The 20,428-nt window shown below is 64.9% G+C and carries 16 protein-coding genes; 3 read left to right on the forward strand and 13 right to left on the reverse strand.

Annotation, left to right across the window (positions count from 1 at the left end; translation table 11 throughout):
• Positions 1-22: 22 nt before the first annotated feature.
• The 6 genes from AC1ECK_RS24230 to AC1ECK_RS24255 all read right to left on the reverse strand — a co-directional run bounded on the left by AC1ECK_RS24230 (position 23) and on the right by AC1ECK_RS24255 (position 7,215).
• Complete coding sequence (locus AC1ECK_RS24230) at positions 23-487, reverse strand: dihydroneopterin aldolase (protein WP_480323558.1); 465 nt, start codon at positions 485-487, stop codon at positions 23-25.
• On the reverse strand, positions 484-1,134 hold the full coding sequence (locus tag AC1ECK_RS24235) for a sarcosine oxidase subunit gamma (RefSeq protein WP_480323560.1): 651 nt from the start codon (positions 1,132-1,134) through the stop codon (positions 484-486). Before AC1ECK_RS24235 ends, AC1ECK_RS24230 begins: the two co-directional genes overlap by 4 nt.
• A complete protein-coding gene (locus AC1ECK_RS24240) occupies positions 1,124-4,123 on the reverse strand; it encodes a sarcosine oxidase subunit alpha family protein (protein ID WP_480323562.1) in 3,000 nt (999 codons plus the stop codon). Before AC1ECK_RS24240 ends, AC1ECK_RS24235 begins: the two co-directional genes overlap by 11 nt.
• Positions 4,120-4,428 (reverse strand): sarcosine oxidase subunit delta, encoded by a 309-nt coding sequence (locus tag AC1ECK_RS24245; RefSeq protein ID WP_480323564.1) that lies wholly within the window; start codon positions 4,426-4,428, stop codon positions 4,120-4,122. Before AC1ECK_RS24245 ends, AC1ECK_RS24240 begins: the two co-directional genes overlap by 4 nt.
• A gap of 29 nt (positions 4,429-4,457) precedes the next feature.
• Positions 4,458-5,702, reverse strand: coding sequence for a sarcosine oxidase subunit beta family protein (locus AC1ECK_RS24250; protein WP_480323566.1), 1,245 nt, complete (start codon positions 5,700-5,702; stop codon positions 4,458-4,460).
• Between the two features lie 100 nt (positions 5,703-5,802).
• Complete coding sequence (locus tag AC1ECK_RS24255; protein WP_480323568.1) at positions 5,803-7,215, reverse strand: L-serine ammonia-lyase; 1,413 nt, start codon at positions 7,213-7,215, stop codon at positions 5,803-5,805.
• Between the two features lie 440 nt (positions 7,216-7,655).
• Here AC1ECK_RS24255 and AC1ECK_RS24260 point away from each other — a divergent pair, with 440 nt between their 5' ends.
• Positions 7,656-8,735, forward strand: a complete 1,080-nt coding sequence (locus tag AC1ECK_RS24260; protein WP_480323570.1) for a GlxA family transcriptional regulator — start codon at positions 7,656-7,658, stop codon at positions 8,733-8,735.
• 25 nt (positions 8,736-8,760) lie between these two features.
• On the opposite strand, the gene AC1ECK_RS24265 is transcribed toward AC1ECK_RS24260, so the two are convergent.
• From AC1ECK_RS24265 to urtA, 7 genes are all read right to left on the reverse strand, one after another.
• A complete protein-coding gene (locus AC1ECK_RS24265; protein ID WP_480323572.1) occupies positions 8,761-9,087 on the reverse strand; it encodes an FmdB family zinc ribbon protein in 327 nt (108 codons plus the stop codon).
• A gap of 148 nt (positions 9,088-9,235) precedes the next feature.
• Positions 9,236-10,471 (reverse strand): formamidase, encoded by a 1,236-nt coding sequence (gene fmdA, locus AC1ECK_RS24270; protein ID WP_480323574.1) that lies wholly within the window; start codon positions 10,469-10,471, stop codon positions 9,236-9,238.
• Positions 10,472-10,507: 36 nt separating this feature from the next.
• Positions 10,508-11,197, reverse strand: coding sequence for an urea ABC transporter ATP-binding subunit UrtE (gene urtE / locus AC1ECK_RS24275; protein WP_480323576.1), 690 nt, complete (start codon positions 11,195-11,197; stop codon positions 10,508-10,510).
• Between the two features lie 58 nt (positions 11,198-11,255).
• Positions 11,256-11,999, reverse strand: a complete 744-nt coding sequence (gene urtD / locus AC1ECK_RS24280) for an urea ABC transporter ATP-binding protein UrtD (protein WP_480323578.1) — start codon at positions 11,997-11,999, stop codon at positions 11,256-11,258.
• Complete coding sequence (gene urtC, locus AC1ECK_RS24285) at positions 11,996-13,168, reverse strand: urea ABC transporter permease subunit UrtC (protein ID WP_480323579.1); 1,173 nt, start codon at positions 13,166-13,168, stop codon at positions 11,996-11,998. The genes urtD and urtC overlap by 4 nt, the downstream gene beginning before the upstream one ends.
• A gap of 108 nt (positions 13,169-13,276) precedes the next feature.
• The gene (urtB, locus tag AC1ECK_RS24290) at positions 13,277-14,194 is read right to left on the reverse strand and encodes an urea ABC transporter permease subunit UrtB (protein WP_480323581.1); all 918 of its coding nucleotides are present in this window, start codon (positions 14,192-14,194) and stop codon (positions 13,277-13,279) included.
• Between the two features lie 96 nt (positions 14,195-14,290).
• The gene (urtA, locus tag AC1ECK_RS24295) at positions 14,291-15,556 is read right to left on the reverse strand and encodes an urea ABC transporter substrate-binding protein (protein WP_480323583.1); all 1,266 of its coding nucleotides are present in this window, start codon (positions 15,554-15,556) and stop codon (positions 14,291-14,293) included.
• A 306-nt stretch (positions 15,557-15,862) separates the two neighbouring features.
• Here urtA and AC1ECK_RS24300 point away from each other — a divergent pair, with 306 nt between their 5' ends.
• Both AC1ECK_RS24300 and AC1ECK_RS24305 read left to right on the forward strand, forming a co-directional pair.
• Positions 15,863-19,318 (forward strand): hybrid sensor histidine kinase/response regulator, encoded by a 3,456-nt coding sequence (locus AC1ECK_RS24300; protein WP_480323585.1) that lies wholly within the window; start codon positions 15,863-15,865, stop codon positions 19,316-19,318.
• A complete protein-coding gene (locus AC1ECK_RS24305; protein ID WP_480323587.1) occupies positions 19,311-20,414 on the forward strand; it encodes a response regulator in 1,104 nt (367 codons plus the stop codon). The genes AC1ECK_RS24300 and AC1ECK_RS24305 overlap by 8 nt, the downstream gene beginning before the upstream one ends.
• Positions 20,415-20,428 lie beyond the last annotated feature (14 nt).

Genomic DNA, 20,428 nt, shown 5'->3' on the forward strand with positions numbered 1-20,428 from the left:
TACTTGTGCCCGTGCAGCGCGCTCAGCGCGCCGCCACGGCAGCCTGCACGCTGACCCGGGCGCGCAGCGCGTCATAGTCCGCCCGCGTCCAGTCCAGTTCGACTCCGATCCGCCGCGTGCCTTCGCGGATCTTCGGTTTGTGCAGCGCGAGCGTTAGTGCTTCGAGCGCGGGCCACTCGCGAAACGACAATTCCGCCAGTTCGACGGCCAGGGTTTCGAGCAGCCGCGTATGCGGCTTGGCCGCCAGAAACGCGCTGACGCGTTCGCAATAGCGCTCATAATCGATCATCGCGTGCGTGTCCTGTTCCGACGGCTCGCAGCGGTAAGCAAGGCTCGCGTCGATCACGACCGGCTGCGGCGCCGCGTACTCGTGCGCATGCAGGCCGACGCGCGTCGCGACGACCAGTTCGTCGACAAACACGCGCCAGCCGCGCCCGAGACGCGGCGGCGCAGACAACGACGCCAGCGCGTCTTCGTACGGTTTCACGACAGCAGCGGCGCGGCCGCGTCGAGCATGATGCGGCAGAAGTAGTCGGCGAAGCTGCGCCGCACGACCAGTTCGAAGGTGTCGCCGCTGAGCGGAATCAGCACGATCGAGGCCTTGAAGTAGTGGCTCTGCGCACATTGCCCGGGAGCGAACACGCGCGGGTGCAGATCGAGCGGGCAGCCGCGCGCCAGCACCTCGCGCACTTTCTCGCCGCTCGCTTCCAGCACCGTATAGCCACTGCCGATATCGACCGCCGACGCAAACTGCCCCGCCAGCGCCTGCCTCAGCTTCGCCTCGAGCGTCGCGCCCTGCTGCTGATGCGAGCGCACCAGCCACTCGTCGGGGCCGAGCCACAACACGTCGTAACTGTTACCGCGCGCCACGGTGTTCGGTTTGGCCGGCGGCGGGCAACCGATGACGCTTTCCACCGCGCCGACGAAGGCCGGATCGCTGGCCTCGCCGCGCACATTGACGAGATCGCGAAACGGCCGCTCGCTCAGGCTGAACTTCTTCGACGCACCGGCCTGATGCGCCTTCAACAGATCGCCGACGCCCACCAGCGGCGACTCCTGCCATACCTCGCCGGCCGCGCGCTGCACGACAGTCGAAGGTGCGCCCGGCGCATTGCTTCTTGCTTCATTCCACATGTTGACGCGCTCCTTCGGTGTCGTAGAAAACGGGGCCGGCGATCTTTGCCGCAACCTGCTTGCCGCTCGCAAGCGGAATCGTCACGCTTTCGCCCATCTTGTCGAGGCCGCCCTTGATGACGGCGAGCGCGATCGAGCGCTTCAGGATCGGGCTGTAATAGCTCGACGTGACGTGGCCGAGCATCGGCGCGGTGTCGCCGGAGAACGGACCCGCGACTATCTGGCTGCCTTCCGGAATCACGAACGAGGCGTCATCCGCGAGCAATCCGACGAACTGCTTGCGCCCTTGCTTCGCCGTATCCGAACGCGTCAACGAACGTTTGCCGAGGAAGTCTTTCGACTTCGCCACCAGCCCGCCCATGCCGAGGTCATACGGCGTGATCGAACCGTCCGTATCCTGGCCGACGATGATGTAGCCCTTCTCCGCGCGCAGCACGTGCATCGTCTCGGTGCCGTACGGCGTGATATCGAACTCGGCGCCGGCGGCCATCAACGCTTCCCACACGGCGCGGCCCATGTTCGCCGGCACGTTCACTTCGTAAGCCAGCTCGCCCGAAAAGCTGATGCGCATCACGCGCGCAGCGACACCCGCTACCGTGCCTTCGCGATACGACATGAACGGGAACGCAGCGTTAGCGAAATCAATGTCGCTGCACACCTTTTGCAGCACCTTGCGGCTTTTCGGTCCGACCACGGCGAACGTCGCCCAGTGGTCGGTCACCGAAGCGAGCCGCACCTTCAGGTTCGGCCATTCGGTTTGCAGCCAGCGTTCGAGCCACGTCAGCACGCGCGCTGCGCCGCCGGTCGTGGTGGTCATCATGTAGTGCTGCTCGGCGAGGCGTACCGTCACGCCGTCGTCGAACACCATGCCGTTTTCGTCGAGCATCAGGCCGTAGCGGCACTTGCCCACTTCGAGCTTGCTCCACGGATTCGTATAGACCCAGTTGAGCAGTTGCGCCGCGTCCGGACCCTGAATGTCGATCTTGCCGAGCGTCGATGCGTCGAGAATGCCCACGCTGTTACGGACAGCCAGGCACTCGCGCGCCACGGCCGCGTGCAGGTCTTCGCCCTTCTTCGGGTAGTACCACGGACGCTTCCAGTTGCCGACGTCCTCGAATGCCGCGCCGTTCTCGACGTGCCATTCGTGAATGCAGGTCTTGCGGATCGGATCGAGCAGATCGCCTAGTTCGCGGCCCGCAAACGTGCCGAACGTGACCGGCGTGTAATTCGGCCGGAACGTCGTCGTGCCGGTTTCGGGAATCGTCTTGCCGAGCGCTTCGGCAAGAATCGCCATGCCGTTGATATTGCCGAGCTTGCCCTGATCGGTACCGAAGCCCATCGCCGTATACCGCTTCACGTGCTCGACCGATTCGAAACCCTCGCGCGCCGCCAGCAGGATATCGGCGGCGGACACGTCGTTCTGGAAGTCGACAAACTGCTTCGGGCCGCGCGCCGCCGCTTCACGGCTGCCGACCAGCCACAGCGGATGCAACGGCGCTTCCGCAACCTCCGCTACCTGGGGCGCGGCTGGGCGCGTCGCCTCGAAACCGAGCGCCTTCACTGCTTCGATCCCCGCATCCACCGCGAAGCGCAGCCCGCGTGCCAGACTGAATTCACCGGCTGCCGCGCCGACGCTGGCCTCCGGCTGCATCGCCTTGCCCGGCACGAAGCAGGTCTTTGCGTCGTTCCAGTGCGCCTTGCCGCCCGACTGCGCAAACAGGTGCAGCACCGGACTCCAGCCGCCGGACATCGCGAGCAGATCGCAGGCGAGATCAGGTTGCTTCTCGCCCACCTTGCCGTTCGCGTAAGCGGCCACGTCCACGGACGCCACGCGCAGCTTGCCGTGCGCGGCCGTCACGACGGCGTTGTTCAGAATCTTCACGCCATGGCGGCGCGCGGCGGCCGGCAATGCGCCGCTGCCTTGCGCGCGCGGGTCGACCACCGTTACCTTGGCCCCGCAGGTCTTCAGATCGAGCGCACATTGATAGCCGTCGTCGTTGTTCGTGAACACGACGGCCTCGCGGCCCGGCAACACGCCATAGCGATGGATATACGTCGACACGGCCGAGGCCAGCATCACGCCCGGCAGATCGTTATTGCCGAACACAATCGGCCGCTCGTGCGCACCGGTGGCGAGAATCACGCGCTTCGCGCGGACTTTCCACAGCAGCTCGCGCGAGCCTTTGCGCATCGACACCGGCAGATGATCGGTCAGGCGCTGCGTCACGGTCACGAGGTTGTGATCCTGATAGCCGAACGCCGTGCTGCGGCTCAAGATCGTCACTTCCGGCATCTGGCGCAGTTCCGCTTCGATTTTCTCGACCCAGTGCAACGCGGCACGGCCGTCGATCTCCGCGCGCCCCGACAGCAGACTGCCGCCGAGTTCGCGCTGATCGTCGACCAGCATCACGCGCGCACCCGACAGGCCCGCCGCGTGCGCCGCCGCCAGCCCGGCCGGGCCGCCGCCCACCACCAGTACGTCGCAGTACGCAAAACACTTGTCGTAACGGTCGGCGTCGAGTGTCTCGGGCGCCTTGCCGAGACCCGCCGCTTCGCGAATCTTCTCTTCGTACTTCGGCCACCACTTACGCGGCCACATGAAGGTCTTGTAGTAAAACCCGGCCGGCAGGAAGCGCGAGAACTTCTGGTTGATCGCCATGCGGTCGTGTTCGAGACTCGGCTCGGCATTCACGCTCGTCGCCACCAGGCCCTGATACAACTCCACTTCCGTGGCGCGCGCATTCGGCACCGTATAGGCGCCCCGCTCCAGTTGCACCACGGCATTCGGCTCTTCGACGCCCGCCGTGACGATGCCGCGCGGACGGTGATACTTGAAACTGCGCGCCACAAAGTGCACACCGTTCGCAAGCAGCGCCGAGGCCAGCGTGTCGCCCTGAAAACCCTGATAGGTGCGGCCGTTGAAGGTGAAGGTCAGCGGAATCGCGCGATTGATGCGCCCACCGGCGCCGAGGCGGTCTTTCTGGCTCATTGCTTGTTGCCCTCGTGAGCGTCGTTGGCGGCGGCACCGGCAGCCGGGCCGCCGAAGGTTTCATAGCCGAGAAACTGATAGGAGACCGTATCGCGCGTCGCCATGAACCAGCGGCGGCAGCCCTGCGTATGCAGCCATTGCTCGCGATGCACGCCGCGCGGGTTCTTGCGCATGAACAGGTAGTCGCCCCATTCCTTGTCGGTCAGTTTTTCGGTTTCGAGCGGACGGGCTATATCGGCTTCGCCACCGCACGAAAATTCGGATTCGGCGCGCGGCCCGCACCACGGGCATTCGATCATCAACATAGGTTTCTCCCCTGCGTGGGCGATTAGCGTTAGTGGGCCACGGCAGCGGCGCCGTGTTCGTCGATCAGGTGTCCTGTGTAGAAGCGGTCCAGCGAGAACGGCGCGTTCAACGGATGCGGCGCGTCGTTGGCGATTGTGTGCGCGAACACCCAGCCCGAGCCCGGCGTCGCCTTGAAGCCGCCCGTACCCCAGCCGCAGTTGAAGTACAGCCCCTTCACGTCGGTCTTGCTGATGATCGGGCAGGCATCCGGCGAAACATCCACAATGCCGCCCCACTGCCGGTTCATCCGTACCCGCGAGAACACCGGAAACATTTCGACAATCGCTTGTAGCGTGCCTTCGATGATGTTGAAACTGCCGCGCTGACCGAAGCCCGTGTATTGGTCGACGCCCGCGCCGATCACCAGATCGCCCTTGTCGGACTGGCTGATATACGCATGCACCGCGTTCGACATGATCACGGTATTGACCACCGGCTTGATCGGCTCGGACACCAGCGCCTGCAGCGGATGGCTTTCCAACGGCAGGCGCACGCCGGCCATATCCGCGAGCGTCGAGGTATTGCCCGCGGCGACCACGGCCACCTTCTTCGCCTTGATAAAACCCTTGACCGTATCGACGCCCGTCACGGCGCCGCCTTCGCGGCGAATGCCGGTGACCTGGCAGTTCTGGATGATGTCGACGCCATGCTGGTCCGCGCCGCGTGCAAAGCCCCAGGCCACCGCATCGTGACGCGCCACGCCCGCACGGCGCTGGATCGAGGCGCCCAGCACCGGATAGCGGCTGTTGAGGTTGATGGTCGGTTCGATTTCCTTGATCTGCGCGGGCGTCAGAAATTCGGCATCCACGCCGTTCAGCCGGTTCGCGTTCACACGACGCTCGGTATCGCGCACGTCCTGCAGCGTATGCGCAAGATTGAGCACGCCGCGCTGGCTGAACATCACGTTGTAGTTGAGGTCCTGCGCCAGCCCTTCCCAGAGCTTCATGGCCTTCTCGTACAGCGCGGCCGATTCGTCCCACAGGTAATTCGAGCGCACGATGGTCGTGTTGCGCGCGGTATTGCCGCCGCCGATCCAGCCCTTCTCGAGAATCGCGATGTTGCGCACGCCATGTTCTTTGGCGAGGTAATACGCCGTCGCCAGACCATGACCGCCGCCGCCGACGATCACCACGTCGTACTCGCGCTTCGGCTCCGGGCTTCTCCACTGCCGCTCCCAGTTCTCGTGATACGACAACCCGTTGCGGAACAAACTGAATATCGAATAGCGGCTCATGTGATTAGCCCTCGCAGGCAAGAAAGCGCCGGGCCGCCCCAAGTTTTCTTGCCCCCCCTTGGGGGGCCCTGGCGCGAAGCGGCGGGGGTGGGGGCTGTCTTTAACATTCGATGACGTTCACGGCGAGACCACCGCGCGACGTCTCCTTGTATTTCGTCTTCATATCGGCGCCGGTTTCGCGCATCGTCTTGATCACGTTGTCGAGCGATACGTAGTGCTGGCCGTCGCCCTTCAAGGCCATGCGCGACGCATTCAGCGCCTTGATCGCGCCCATCGCGTTGCGCTCGATGCACGGAATCTGCACGAGGCCGCCAACCGGGTCGCAGGTCATGCCCAGGTTGTGTTCCATGCCGATCTCGGCGGCGTTCTCGACTTGCGACGGCGTGCCGCCCATCACCGCGGCGAGCGCCGCCGCGGCCATCGAGCAGGCCACGCCCACCTCGCCCTGGCAGCCCACTTCGGCGCCGGAGATCGAGGCGGTTTCCTTGTAAATGATGCCGATCGCCGCAGCGGTCAGCAAAAAGGTGACGATGCCGTCGTCGTTCGAACCCGGCACGAACTTCACGTAGTAATGCAGCACCGCGGGAATCACGCCGGCCGCGCCGTTGGTCGGCGCCGTCACGACGCGCCCGCCGGCGGCGTTCTCTTCGTTGACGGCCATCGCATACAGGTTGACCCAGTCGAGCATCGAGAGCGGATCGCGCAACGACTCTTCGGAGCGCAGGCGCAGGTTGCTCGACAGGTCCGCGGCGCGGCGTTTCACGCGCATCGGGCCGGGCAATTCGCCGCGCACCTTGCAGCCGCGCTCGACGCAGGCCGCCATGGTGCGCCAGATCGCCAGCAGTCCTTCGCGGACTTCCGCCCTGGCGGACGTCCCCTGGGCAGACACGCCGGCGCGCGACGCGCACTCGTTAGCCATTGCCACTTCGGCGATCGACAGGCCGCTCTCGCGGCACATCCGCAGCAGATCGTCGCCGGTGCGAAACGGCAACGGCACCTCGCCGCCCGCACGCACGCCGTTGACGCGATCGCCCTCACGGTTCACCACAAACCCGCCGCCGACCGAGTAATACTCCTTCTCGACCAGCAACTGGCCGTTTTCGTCGAACGCCTGAAAGCGCATGCCGTTCGGGTGAACCACGCCGGTGCCGGCCATCAGCTTGCGGAAGAACGACAGATGCTCTTTCTCGTCGTATTGCACGCGGTGCTTGCCGAGCAACAACAGCGCCTTGTCCGCGCGAATCTGCGCGAGACGCGGCTCGATCAGGTCCGGATCGATCGTATCGGGCAGATGCCCTTCGAGGCCGAGCAGCACTGCCTTGTCCGTGCCGTGACCCTTGCCGGTCGCGCCGAGCGAGCCATATAGCTCGACCTTGACGCGCCGCACGAAGCCGAGCAGGTTGGCATCTTCGATATGCGAGGCGAAGCGGCAGGCGGCGATCATCGGGCCGACCGTGTGCGAACTCGACGGGCCGATGCCGATCTTGAACAGATCGAAGACGCTGACGTTCATGGGGCTGCCTGGTGGTAAGGGGTCGGGTTGCCGGCCGGCGAATCTCCGCTTTGATGGCGGCTGACCCTCCGGTCCGGGCGTCGGCGCGAACTTTCCGCGCAATCTCCTGTATGGCGTCAGTACACCAGCGCGTAAAATTGGCCGATAGAACAAAAACGCCATCGCGTTGGGATGACGACGCCACCGCCCCGTCAGGCCTGGCGGCGGTTCGTTTCTGCGATGGTTCACGGCGGAAAAGCGCAAGTGGCGGCGGCGCGAATCAGCGACGCTAGCAAGCATCGCGCGCCAGCGCCCGCGCGCGCGGCTGGCGGCTGGCGGCCGATGCGCCGCGGTTCCGCGTGACGGCACTGCGGCTGAGCGCGGCCCAGCCCCTTTGGCCCTCGCTTGGCCCGTTTTGCCCCTCCCTTGCCCCTAATGACGCACCCTGGCGCTGCTGCACGATGAAAACCGTAGAGTCGTTACCGCTGACCTCAATCGACGGCGTCCCCAAGGAGCGCATCCGTTTCGGCATCGTGCTGCTGCCGAATTTCACGCTGACGGCATTCTCCGGCTTCGTCGATATGCTGCGGCTGTCCGCCGACGAAGGCGACCACAGCAAGCCGGTGCGCTGCTCGTGGAGCGTGATCGGCGACACGCTGGCGCCGGTGCGCGCCAGTTGCGGCATCCAGATCACGCCATGGGAGACTTTCGAGCACGCCGAGCCGTTCGATTACGTCGTGGTGGTAGGCGGCCTGCTGCACTCCGGGCCGCAGGCGAATGACGAGACGCTGCAGTTCATCCGCCAGGCGGCGCGCGGCAACACCACGCTGGTCGGGATCTGCACCGGCGTGTTTGCGCTGATGCGCGCCGGCGTGCTGGACGAGCACCGCATCTGCGTGAGCTGGTTTCACTACTGGGATTTTGTCGAGCGCTTTCCGTCGGTGAATTCGGATGCGCTGATCGCCGACCGCCTGTTCGTGATCGACCGCCGGCGCATCACCTGCTCAGGCGGGCGGGCCTCCATCGACGTCGCCGCCGCGATCCTGCTGCGGCACTTCGAGCACGCGACCGTGCAGAAGGCCTTGCGCATCCTGCTGGTCGGCGAGATGCAGAAAGGCAACGCGCCGCAGCCGCATCCGCCGGGTCTGGAGCCGGCCACGCATCCGAAGGTCAAGCGGGCGATTCTCCTGATGGAACAGCACGTGGGGCGCTCGCTGCCGCTCGAAGAACTGGCCTGCAAGCTCGATATGTCGCCGCGGCAACTGGAGCGGCTCTTCAAGGCGGAAACCGGCAAGAGCCCACAGGCGTTCGCCAAGCAGGTGCGTCTGCGAACCGCAGCGTGGCTGTTGACCAGTTCGGACCGCACGGTGGCCGATATCGCGTCGAGCTGCGGCTTCTCGGACGCCTCGCACCTGGGCCGCGAATTCCGCAAGCAGTTCGGCGTGCCGCCCGTGATGTTCCGCGAGCAGCGCGGCGCGGTGCCGGCCGAGGACGCCGCGGTGTTCGACGAGACGTTTCCGGGGCGCGTGGATATCTATTGACGCTCACGGCCCGGTCTACGCATCGTCAGTGACTGATCATCCACGGCCGGCCAGTGGCATTGGTTTTGAAGCCGGCCTTGGTGGCGCCGCCGGCCGGCTTCGACCCGCAACCGCATCCCGGCCCATGGCGATGCTGGTATTCACCCGAACGCTGCGGCGCATGCGCCGCGCGCTCGTTGAGCTGATGCCCGGTGCGAGCGCTCGCCGCCATCAAGGACAAGGCCGGCAGGCTGAGCGTGCGCTGCGCCGGCGCTCCGCATGTGGGACAGGTGCAGGCCATGTCACGCTCGGCGACGCGGCGCAGTGCCGCGAAACTGCCACAGCTTTCGCAACGGTATTCGTAAGTAGGCATGGTGTCGTCCTGTGAAGCTTGATGAGCCGGTGTGCCTCACCCGCGGGCACATCGAACGTCGTGCCGCTTTGGTTGAGCGGCCGGTAATCGTCTATGCAGTGGCCGCCTGAGCGGGACCGCTGATCGAGCCGGCCCAGGCGCTCCCACTTCAAACCAGATCCGGCGACAACGGCAAATCGACCCCGCCGGCGGCGATATGCCTGACCGGTCCAGCCGCGGTTGGCCGGATATCGAAGTCGAAAATCTGCGTCGGCAGCCACAGCGTCGCGCAGGCGTTAGGCACATCCACCACGCCGCTGATGTGCCCCTGTACCGGCGCCGTCCCGAGAATCGAATAGGCTTGCGCGCGCGAGTAACCGAACTTCGTCAGGTATTCGATGGCATTCAGGCAAGCCTGCCGGTAAGCGACATGCACGTCCAGATAGTGTTGCTTGCCCGCTTCATCGACCGAAATGCCCTCGAAAATCAGGTAGTCGTTATAGTTCGGGGTGATCGGGCTCGGCTTGAAGATCGGATTCCGGATGCCGTATTTGGCCATGCCGCCCTTGATCAGCTCGACTTTCATATGCACCCAGCCGGCCATCTCGATGGCGCCGCAGAAAGTGATTTCGCCGTCGCCCTGGCTGAAGTGCAAGTCGCCCACCGACAGGCCCGCGCCGTCGACATACACCGGAAAGTAAACTTTCGAGCCGCGCGACAGATCCTTGATGTCGCAGTTGCCGCCGTGCTCGCGCGGCGGCACCGTGCGTGCGCCTTCCGCAGCCGCCTTGTCATGCGCCTCGCCGGCCAGACGCCCCATGTGCGCCGTCGATGCAAACGGCGGATTGGCGAGACCCGGCACCCGCTGCGGGTCCGTGGCAATCAAGGCCGCCTCGCGCTCGTTCCACGTCGCCAGCATCTTCGGGTCGGGCAGGCAGCCGATCAGCCCCGGGTGAATCAGGCCCGCAAAGCTCACGCCGGGAATATGGCGCGAACTCGTATAGAGACCGTGGAAATCCCAGATCGACTTCTGCGCCAGTGGAAAATGATCGGTCAGAAATCCGCCGCCGTTCTTCTTCGAGAAGAAGCCGTTGAAGCCCCACTGGCTCTCCTGCTTCGCACCGATGTCGAGCAGATCGACCACCAGCAGGTCGCCCGGCTCCGCGCCTTTCACGCCGACCGGACCGGACAGGAAGTGCACGATCGACAGGTCGATGTCGCGCACGTCGTCGGCACTGTCGTTGTTCTTGATGAAGCCGCCGGTCCAGTCGTAGGTTTCGAGAATGAAGTCGTCGCCCGGGTTGACCCAGCAGGCCATCGGGATGTCGGGGTGCCAGCGGTTATGAATGTTTTCGTTTTCGTAGGCCGACTGATTCAGGTCGACCTTGATTAGCGTTTCAGCCATAGCAAACTCTCCTCTTGGAAATGACGGACCGTCGGCTCACACCGACAGGTACTCGCGGATCTTCGCGGTGTCGGCGGCGCTGCGCGGACTCTCGTGCACCAGCCGGCCGCCTTCGATGACGAACAGCCGGTCGGCGACATCGAGCGCGAAACTCAGCACCTGCTCCGAGACGACGATCGTGATGTCGCGCAGCTTGCGGATCTCGTTCAGCGCTTTGGCAATGTCCTTGATGATCGACGGCTGGATGCCTTCGGTCGGCTCGTCGAGCAGCAGCACCTTGGGCTGCGTGACGAGAGCGCGGGCAATCGCGAGCTGTTGCTGCTGGCCGCCCGACAGGTTGCCGCCCTTGCGGGCGCGCATCTCGTAGAGCACCGGGAACAGCGCATAGATCTCCTCGGGGACGCGTCTGTCGCGAACGTTCTCGAGGCCGGTCTGGATGTTTTCCTCCACCGTCAGCGTGGCGAAAATCTGCCGCCCTTGGGGGACATAGGCGATGCCTTTGGCGACGCGCCGGAAGCTTTCGTCGTGCGAAACCTCCTGACTGTCCACCCGCACCGAGCCGCCCTTGAGCGGCAAAATGCCGATCAGCGACTTGAACAGGGTCGTCTTGCCCATGCCGTTGCGCCCCATGATCGCCACCGTTTCGTTTTTCGCCGCCTGGAAGCTGATGCCATGCAGCACTTCGCTCTGGCCGTAACTGACGAATACCTCGTCGACATTCAACATGCTGGGCTCCTCGCTCGCCGGCCTGGCGGCGCATTCCGTGGCCAATTCAGTGGTTAACTCAGTGGCCAAGATAGACATCGATCACGCGCGGATCGGCTTGCACCTGCTCCATCGCTCCTTCGGCAAGAATCTTTCCCTGATGCATCACCGTGACCTTGTGGGCGATCTGCTCGACGAACGCCATGTCGTGTTCGATGACGATCATCGAGCGGTTCCGGCAGATCCGTTTGAGCAGCTCGGCGGTCACCTCGCGCTCGCGCACGCTCATACCGGCAATCGGCTCGTCGAGCATCAGCAGTTCCGGTTCCTGCATCAGCAACATGCCGATTTCGAGCCACTGCTTCTGTCCATGCGAGAGCAGCCCCGCCTCCAGATCGAGCTGGCTCGCGAGGCCGATCTCCCCGGCCACGCTGCGCACGCGGTCGAGTACGTCGTGGGTGCGACGAAACGCAAGCGCGCCGAACACGCCGCGTCCGCGCGGAAACGACACCTCGAGGTTCTGCAGCACCGACAGGTTTTCGTAGATCGACGGCGTCTGAAACTTGCGGCCGATCCCTTTGCGCACGCGGCGAAACTCCGGTAGCCGCGTCATCTCCTCGTTGCGAAACTTGATGCTGCCTTCGCTTGCACGTGTCTTGCCGCAGATCAGGTCGAGCAGCGTCGTCTTGCCCGCACCGTTGGGGCCGATCACCACCCGCAGCTCGCCGCGGTCGACGTACAGGTTCAGCGCATCGATCGCCTTGAAGCCGTCGAACGAGACGCTCAGGCCTTCGACCGCCAGCACGAAATCGGTATTGCTCATGTTGTGCTCCTCGAGCCGCGGCGTAGCAGCCACGGCTTCACGTGGCTCTCGTAGAGACCGGCCAGCCCGTTCGGAAACGCCATCACCACGCCGATGAAGAGCGCGGCCATCAGAAACAGCCAGAGGTTCGGGAAGCTCTCGGAGAACCACGTCTTGCCGAGGTTGACCAGCACCGCGCCGTAGACGGCGCCGACCAGCGACATGCGCCCACCCACGGCGGCGTAGATCACCATTTCGATCGACGGCACGATGCCCACGAACGACGGCGACATGAAGCCGACCTGCAGCGTGAACATGGCGCCGCCAATCGCAGCCAGCACCGCGGCGAGGCAAAACGCGAATACCTTGAACATCGCCACGTCGTAGCCCGAGAAACGCACCCGGTCTTCCTTGTCGCGCATGGCGAGCAGCAAGGTGCCGAGCTTGCTGCGCTGGATGCGCCGGCAGCACAGGATCGCCGCCAGCAACAGCAGCGCATTGACGAAGTACAGGATCAGCTTCGCACCATCGCCGCGAATGTCCCAGCCGAGCAGCGTGCGCAGATCGGTGATGCCGTTCACGCCGCCGGTGTAGCCCTGCTGGCCGATAATCAGCACCGAGAGAATCAGCGCCACGGCTTGCGTGATGATCGCGAAGTACACCCCGCCCACGCGCCGCTTGAACATCGCAAAACCCAGCACGAAGGCGAGCGCGCACGGCACCGCCACCACCGCCAATAAGGCGAACGGCAGCGAATGGAACGGCTTCCACCAGAACGGCAAGGCAGTGAGCTGGTTCCAGTCCATGAAGTCGGGAATGCCAGGCGTCGACTGGATCTTCGTGCTGATCGGGTCGGATGCTTCCAGCTTGAGGAACATCGCCATGCAGTAACCGCCGAGGCCGAAAAACACTCCTTGGCCCAAGCTCAGCACGCCGCCGTAGCCCCACGCCATCACGAGTCCGACTGCCACGAACGCGTAAGTCAGGTACTTACCCATCAGGTTCAGGCGGAACACATCGAGCGTCAGCGGAAACACCACGAGGATCACCAACGCCAGCACGGCGATGCTGCCGTATCCATCGCTCGTCAGCCAATGCCGCAACGTGGGCCACACGCCGGCCGGCGCGGCCGTGCCATTGCTATCGGGCGGCGCGGCGGGGGCGCCTGCGGAAGGGTTCAGCGGGTCCATACTCGTATCTCCGGGCTGAATCGATTGACATGGCGGCTCGCTACCAGGCGAGCCGGACGATGCGCCAACGCGTGCCGCGCTCCGCTCAAGCGGGCCTTGAGCGGAGCGTCACGCACGGCGCACCTTCGAAGCGAAGAGCCCTTGCGGCCGCAGCATCAGCACGATGACGATCGTGAGCAGCGTCACCACGCGCGCCGACGAACCAGTCATGAAGAACTCGCTGATCGACTGCATCTGCGCGATCCCGAACGCCGAGGCGACTGTGCCGAGCAGGCTTGCCGCGCCACCGAAGGTCACCACCAGGAACGAATCGACGATATACAGCGAGCCGCTGGTTGGCCCCGTGGAGCCGATCGCGGTAAACGCCGCGCCTGCGACGCCGGCCATGCCGCAGCCGATCGCAAAGGTCAGGCGGTCGGTCTTGCGCGTGTCGATGCCGGCCGCGTTGGCCATCTGCCGGTTGGCGACCGTGGCGCGCACCCGCAGGCCCCAGCGCGAGCGGTATAGCGCCAGCAGCACGCCCCCCGTCATCAGCACGGCGAGACTCATCACGAACAGGCCGTTGATCGGAATGTCGAGCCCCGGCTTCGGCGACCACGAGCCCATCAGCCAGTCCGGCAATGTCGGGCTGACTTCCTTCGGGCCGAATACCGAGCGGAACGTCTGCTGCATGCCGAGGCTCAATCCCCACGTGGCGAGCAAGGTGTCGAGCGGACGCCGGTACAGATGGCGGATCAGCGCCCATTCCGCCACCCAGCCTGCGGCAAACGCGAGCGCAAAGGCGGCGCAGATGGCCAGCGGGAAGTAGACCGGCGTGAAGCCGTGCCAATAGTTGTCGGCCAGTTGCGAGAACATGTAGATCGTGTAAGCGCCGATCGTCATGAACTCGCCGTGCGCCATGTTGATGACGCCCATCTGGCCGAAGATCACCGCGAGGCCGAGCCCCATAAGCAGCAGCACGCTGAACAGGCTCAGGCCTGCAAAGCCCTGCATCAGCGTGATGTTCAGAATGTCCGAAGCCGACATGCTTCTCTCCTCGAATTGAGCGGCGCGCGCCGCCAGGGCGCGCTCGCGCGGGTTGCTGGCGAGCGCAGCGCGGACCGGGCGCCCGCGCCTCGCGGCTTACTGATAGCCCTTCGGAAACGGATTCGGCTCGATCAGATTCGGCGACTCGGCCACCACCTTGAACTGGCCGTCGGCCTGCGCCTGACCAATCCGCGTGCGGCTCCACAAGTGATGATTCGCGTGGATCTTCACGTAGCCCTCGGGCGCCGTCTTCAACTCGATGCCGGGCGAGGCGGCGACCACCTTGTCCACGTCGAAGCTGCCGGCCTTCTCCACCGCCGCTTTCCACAACCACGGGCCGAGATACGCCGCCTGGGTGACGTCGCCGATCACCGACTTCGGCCCGTATTTGGCCTTGAACGCCGCGACGAATTTCTTGTTGTTGTCGTTGTCGAGCGATTCGAAATACTTCATGGCCGAGTAGAAGCCCGCGACGTTTTCGCCGCCGATGCCGAGCACTTCGTCCTCGGTGACCGAGATGGTCAGCAGAAACTGCTTGTCCGCCGTGATGCCGGCGGCCTTCAACTGTTTGTAGAAGGCGACGTTCGAGCCGCCGACGATGATTGCGTAGATGCAATCGGGCCTGGCGATCTTGATCTTGTTGATGAGCGAGTTGAAATTGGTCGTGCCGAGCGGGTAGTACTCCTCGCCGACCACCTTGCAGCCGCTCAGATGCTGTTCGATATGCTTGCGCGCAATCTTGTTGGAGGTGCGTGGCCAGATGTAGTCGGAGCCGATCAGGAAGAAGCTCTTGGCGTTCTTGGTCTGGTTCGCCCAGTTCAGCCCCCACAGGATCTGCTGGGTCGCTTCCTGGCCGGTATAGAAAACGTTCTTCGATTGCTCCAGCCCTTCGTAGAAGGTCGGGTAGTACAGCAAACCGTTATCGCGCTCGAAAATCGGCAGCACCGCCTTGCGCGAGGCCGACGTCCAGCAACCGAACACGGCCGCGACGTGGTCGTTCTCGAGCAGCTTCTTCGACTTCTCGGCAAAGGTCGGCCAATCGGACGCGCCATCTTCCTGAATGATCTTGATCTGGCGGCCGAGAATGCCGCCCGCTGCGTTGATCTGCTCGATCGCGAGGCGTTCGGCCTGAATCGAGCCGGTTTCGGAGATCGCCATCGTGCCGGTCGCCGAGTGCAACTGCCCCACCGTCACCTCGGTGTCGGTCACGGCGAGGTGAGTGGTGTTAACCTGGGCGGTCGGGTACTGCTGGGCCCGGGCGATGCCGGACACCGCCAGCGCGGGCGCGGCAGCCAGGCCCATCAACAGTTTGCGGCGCAGTGCCGAGGGCATGCCCCGCTCGTTCTGATCGTCGTGCGACATCGAATTCTCCTTGGTCGTGGTCGGGCGACCCACGCTGGAAAACCTCGTAACCGGTTCGCGGGAGTCGACGCAACGAAAGGTAGGTAGCCAATTTGCCGATCCCAATACGTCACTTGACGTAGGGCGCAGCCAATTTGCGCTTCTTATAATCGCGTCGCCGGCATGCCCCGGATGGTTGCTGCGCCGCCTTGCCCACCGGCCTGCCGGCTGCGACCGCCCAGCAGCGCCCAGCCCACTCAGGCCGCGAGTGGAATGCAATTTGCATGACCGCACGGCTAGCCCCCAACCGGTCGACGAAAGGCCCCGATGCACCAAACGGAACCACAGACGCCGCGTCCGGCCGCCCAAGCTGGGGCATCGCGCCCGCAGGCCGGCGGCACGCAGCGCATCGTCAAGATCCGCCGCGATTACAACGCGTGGGTCGGCGACGAGACGCTGGAGGACTACGCGCTGCGCTTCACGCCGCGCGCCTTCCGACGCTGGTCCGAATTCCGCGTCGCCAATACCGCGATGGGCGCCGTGTCGTTCCTCGCCCTGGAGGCGATCGGCGGCGCGCTGGTGGTGAATTACGGTTTCACCAACGCGGTGTACGCGATCCTCGCGGTGGCGGTGCTGATCTTCCTGACCGGATTGCCGATCAGCTATTACGCGGCGCGCTTCGGCGTCGACATGGACCTGCTCACGCGCGGCGCCGGCTTCGGCTACATGGGTTCCACGCTGACTTCGCTGGTCTATGCCATCTTCACCTTCGTGTTCTTCGCGCTCGAAGCGGCCATCATGTCGCTCGCGCTCGAGCTGTATCTGAAGATTCCGTTGTCGATGGCATACGTCATCAGCGCGCTCGTCATCATCCCGGTGGTGACCTTCGGCATCACCTTCATCAACCGCTTGCAGGGCTGGACCCAGCCTTTATGGATCGTGCTGCTGGTCGTTCCCTACGCCGTGGTGCTGTGGCGCGAGCCGCACGCGCTCGCCGAATGGGTCACCTTTGGCGGGCTTTCCGGCGATGGCCACGACTTCAACCTGCTCGCCTTCGGCGCCGGCAGCACGGTGGTGTTCTCGCTGATCGTGCAGATCGGCGAACAGGTCGACTATCTGCGCTTCCTGCCGCCGCGCACGCGCCAGAATCGGGTGCGCTGGTGGGTGGCGCTGATCGCGGCCGGCCCCGGCTGGATCGTGCCGGGTGCGCTGAAAATGCTGGGGGGCGCATTCCTCGCCTTCCTTGCGATCCAGCATGAAGTCGATCCGCTCAAGGCCGTCGAGCCGACCCAGATGTATCTGGTCGCGTATCACTACGTGTTCCGCTCGCCCGAAGCGGCCCTCGCCGCGATGACGCTGCTCGTGATCGTGTCGCAATTGAAGATCAACGTGACCAACGCTTACGCCGGCTCGCTCGCGTGGTCGAACTTCTTTGCCCGGCTCACGCACAGCCATCCGGGGCGGGTGGTATGGCTCGTCTTCAATGTGCTGATTGCGCTGCTGCTCGTCGAGATGGGCGTGTTCGAGGCCATCAGCAAAGTGCTCGCCCTCTATGCGAACGTTGCGATCGCCTGGATCGGCGCGCTGGTGGGCGACCTCGTGATCAACAAGCCGCTCGGCTACAGCCCGCGCCATGTCGAATTCAAGCGCGCCCACCTGTACGACGTCAATCCGGTCGGCGTCGGGGCCATGCTGATCGCCTCGGTAGTCGCCGCGCTGTCGCATGCGGGCCTGTTCGGCGCCAATGCCGAAGCGCTCTCGTCGTTCATCGCGCTGCTGGTGGCCTTCGTCTGCGCGCCGCTGCTTGCGATCGCCACGCGCGGACGCTATTACCTCGCACGCGATCATCGCGACCTCGAGCACGGCGCGGTGCTGCGCTGCGTAATCTGCGAAAACACTTTCGAGCGCGAAGACATGGCGCACTGCCCGGCCTATGCCGGCTCGATCTGTTCGCTGTGCTGCTCGCTCGATTCGCGCTGCAACGACTCGTGCAAGCCGCACGCCCGCTTGCCAGCCCAGGTGGGCGGAACCGTGCATGCAGTGTTCCCGCGTCTCAAGCTCGGACCAGCCGGCCTGCGGCTCGCGCAGTACGCCGGTCTGCTGCTGGTGGTGCTGGCATTGCTGGGCGGCGTGTTGGCCGCGCAGTGGTATCAGAGCGTGGAGAGTCTTGCCCAGCTCGACTCGATGGCCCGCGACGTCCTGCTGCACGGTTATCTGAAAGCGTTCTTCGCGCTCGCGCTGATCGGCTGCATTGCGGCCTGGTGGCTCGTGCTCGCCAATGAAAACCGCAAGGTCACGCAGGAAGAGTCGCAACGGCAAGCCGAGTTGCTGATGCAGGAAATCGAAGCGCACCGCAAAACCGACGCTGCACTCCAAAAAGCGAGCGCCGCCGCCGAATCGGCCAATCGCGCGAAGAGCCGCTATGTGACGGGCCTGAGCCATGAACTGCGCACGCCGCTCAACAGCATCCTCGGCTACGCGCAATTGCTGATGCAGGACAGCGACGAACTGCCGCTGACACGCAGCAACGCGGCCGCCACCATCTATCGCAGCGGCGAGCATCTGCTGGCGCTGGTGGATGGGTTGCTCGACGTGGCCCGTATCGAAGCCGGCAAACTGCAGTTGAACGTGACCGAGATTGCGCTGCCGGATTTCGTCGCGCAGCTCTCGGCGATGCTCGAGCCGCAGGCCACCGACAAGGGCTTGCAATTCGATTTCCAGACCAGCGGCAGGATTCCGGACGTGGTGCGTGTCGACGAAAAACGGGTCCGGCAGATTCTCATCAATCTGATCGGCAACGCCATCCGCTTTACCTCCCACGGCCTCGTGAAGGTACGCGCCGGCTACGCGTGGGAGACCATCACGTTCGAAATCGCCGACACCGGCCCCGGCATGCCGGCAGCAGAACTGGAGCGCCTGTTCCTGCCGTTCGAACGCGGCGCCGCGGCGCGCGAGCACGACCATGGGGCCGGCCTCGGCCTCACCATCTGCCGCCTGCTCACCGAACTGATGGGCGGCAATCTGCAGGTGCAAAGCGAAGTCGGCAAGGGCACCCGCTTTCTCGTCAAGCTGTTCGCCCCCGAAGTGCGCGCGCCCCAACTGCTGGCAACGAGCCCACGGCATCTGAAGGGTTACAGCGGGGTGCGCCGCACCGTGCTGGTAGTCGACGATCTCGACGAGCAGCGGCGCATCGTCACGCATACGCTCGCGCCGCTCGGCTTCACTGTCGTCGAGGCGGGCAGCGGTCCGGAAGCGCTGCAATGGCTCGGCACCGCGCGCGCCGATCTGATCGTGATGGACGTCTCGATGCCCGCCATGGACGGCTTCGAAGCGAGCCGGCTGATTCGCGACAATCAGTTGTCGAGCGCACCGATCCTGATCCTGTCGGCCAACGCCTTCGCCGACGACCGCGAAAAAGGCGCCGCGGCCGGCTGCGACGACTATCTGGCCAAGCCGCTGCATCTGCCGCTGCTGCTCGACAAAATGGCCGCGCTGCTGCAACTTCAGTGGATCGCCGAGCCGGCCGAGTCGGCCCCGGCTGCCGCGCCTTTGGCACTGTCCGACGTACCGGCGCGCCTGCCCTCCACCCTGCGGGAAAAACTCCGCGCACAACTGGAAATGGGCTACATGCAAGGCTTCATCGAACAACTGGACGCCGCCGAGAGCGGCGCGCCCGAGCTCGCTACGCTGCTGGAACCGCTGCGCACCCTCGCGCGGCGCTTCCGCTTGACTGAACTCGCGCAATTGCTTGCGCCTACCCAGCAGGTCCATCCCGATGCATGACGAATCCCTGCTCCTGCCGCCCGACACTCAACCCGAGCTGCCTGCGGGCAAACCGGTCGTGCTGATCGTCGACGACACGCCGGACAACCTCGCGCTACTGTCGGACACACTGCACGCGGCCGGCTACGCCGTACTGGTGGCGCTCGACGGCCAGGCCGCGTTGCAGCGCCTCGCCCGCATCACGCCCGACGCCGTCCTGCTCGACGCGTTGATGCCCGGCATGGACGGCTTCGAAACCTGCCTGCACATCAAGGCCGACCCGCGCAACCGCCACCTGCCGGTCATTTTCATGACGGCGCTCACGGACAGCGAACATGTGGTGCAAGGCTTCCGCGTGGGCGGGATCGACTATGTGACGAAGCCGGTGAAGCCGAGCGAAGTCAGCGCGCGCATCGCCGCGCACGTGCAGCGCTCGCGCCTGCAGCGCCAGGCCGACATGGTGCTCGAGATCGGCATGCGCGCCGCCCTGATCGCTGCGGTGAGCGGCGAAATCCGCTGGCAAAGCGACCTCGCGCGCCAGCGTCTCATGCACTACGCGGCTCCTGAAGGAGAGACGGATGAAGTAGTCAGTACAACGGATGGCGGTGTGGATAGGGAGTCTGCGCAATCCCTTTTACAACCCGTTTTGCGGCCCGCTACGAAGTCTGAGGTTACGTCACCAACGTTGCGGGACTGCCTGCCGGCCCCATTGACCGAGACCGGGCCGCGCCTGCCGGCCATACTGGCTCAGTGGCTGGTGCGCTGGGTCGACGCCGGTTGCGACCTGCAAGCCGCATTCGAAACGGCCGCCGGCGGGGTGCGCCGCGTGGCGCGGGTACTGGGCCGGGCCACGCGCGGCGACTGGCTGATCCTGCTCGAGGAGTTCGACGACGCCGTGCACACCACGGCGCTCGCCGCCCAGTTCAACCTGACGGCGCGCGAAGCGGAGGTACTGCTGTGGCTGTCGCGCGGCAAGACCAACCGCGATATCGGCGAGATCCTCGGCATGGCGCCGCGCACCGTCAACAAACACCTGGAACACGTGTTTGGCAAACTGCACGTCGAAACCCGCACGGCCGCCGCGGCAATCGCCGCGAAGGCGAGCACGCGTTACTGATGCGAGCCGTGCGC

The organism is Paraburkholderia sp. SSBN10T (assembly GCF_056619545.1).

Bases quoted from the DNA above. Each gene is read 5' to 3' on its own strand.
- AC1ECK_RS24235 (WP_480323560.1), bottom strand. From the start codon at position 1,134: ATGTGGAATGAAGCAAGAAGCAATGCGCCGGGCGCACCTTCGACTGTC.
- AC1ECK_RS24240 (WP_480323562.1), bottom strand. From the start codon at position 4,123: ATGAGCCAGAAAGACCGCCTCGGCGCCGGTGGGCGCATCAATCGCGCG.
- AC1ECK_RS24245 (WP_480323564.1), bottom strand. From the start codon at position 4,428: ATGTTGATGATCGAATGCCCGTGGTGCGGGCCGCGCGCCGAATCCGAA.
- AC1ECK_RS24250 (WP_480323566.1), bottom strand. From the start codon at position 5,702: ATGAGCCGCTATTCGATATTCAGTTTGTTCCGCAACGGGTTGTCGTAT.
- AC1ECK_RS24255 (WP_480323568.1), bottom strand. From the start codon at position 7,215: ATGAACGTCAGCGTCTTCGATCTGTTCAAGATCGGCATCGGCCCGTCG.
- AC1ECK_RS24260 (WP_480323570.1), top strand. From the start codon at position 7,656: ATGAAAACCGTAGAGTCGTTACCGCTGACCTCAATCGACGGCGTCCCC.
- AC1ECK_RS24265 (WP_480323572.1), bottom strand. From the start codon at position 9,087: ATGCCTACTTACGAATACCGTTGCGAAAGCTGTGGCAGTTTCGCGGCA.
- fmdA (WP_480323574.1), bottom strand. From the start codon at position 10,471: ATGGCTGAAACGCTAATCAAGGTCGACCTGAATCAGTCGGCCTACGAA.
- urtE (WP_480323576.1), bottom strand. From the start codon at position 11,197: ATGTTGAATGTCGACGAGGTATTCGTCAGTTACGGCCAGAGCGAAGTG.
- urtD (WP_480323578.1), bottom strand. From the start codon at position 11,999: ATGAGCAATACCGATTTCGTGCTGGCGGTCGAAGGCCTGAGCGTCTCG.
- urtC (WP_480323579.1), bottom strand. From the start codon at position 13,168: ATGGACCCGCTGAACCCTTCCGCAGGCGCCCCCGCCGCGCCGCCCGAT.
- urtB (WP_480323581.1), bottom strand. From the start codon at position 14,194: ATGTCGGCTTCGGACATTCTGAACATCACGCTGATGCAGGGCTTTGCA.
- urtA (WP_480323583.1), bottom strand. From the start codon at position 15,556: ATGTCGCACGACGATCAGAACGAGCGGGGCATGCCCTCGGCACTGCGC.
- AC1ECK_RS24300 (WP_480323585.1), top strand. From the start codon at position 15,863: ATGCACCAAACGGAACCACAGACGCCGCGTCCGGCCGCCCAAGCTGGG.
- AC1ECK_RS24305 (WP_480323587.1), top strand. From the start codon at position 19,311: ATGCATGACGAATCCCTGCTCCTGCCGCCCGACACTCAACCCGAGCTG.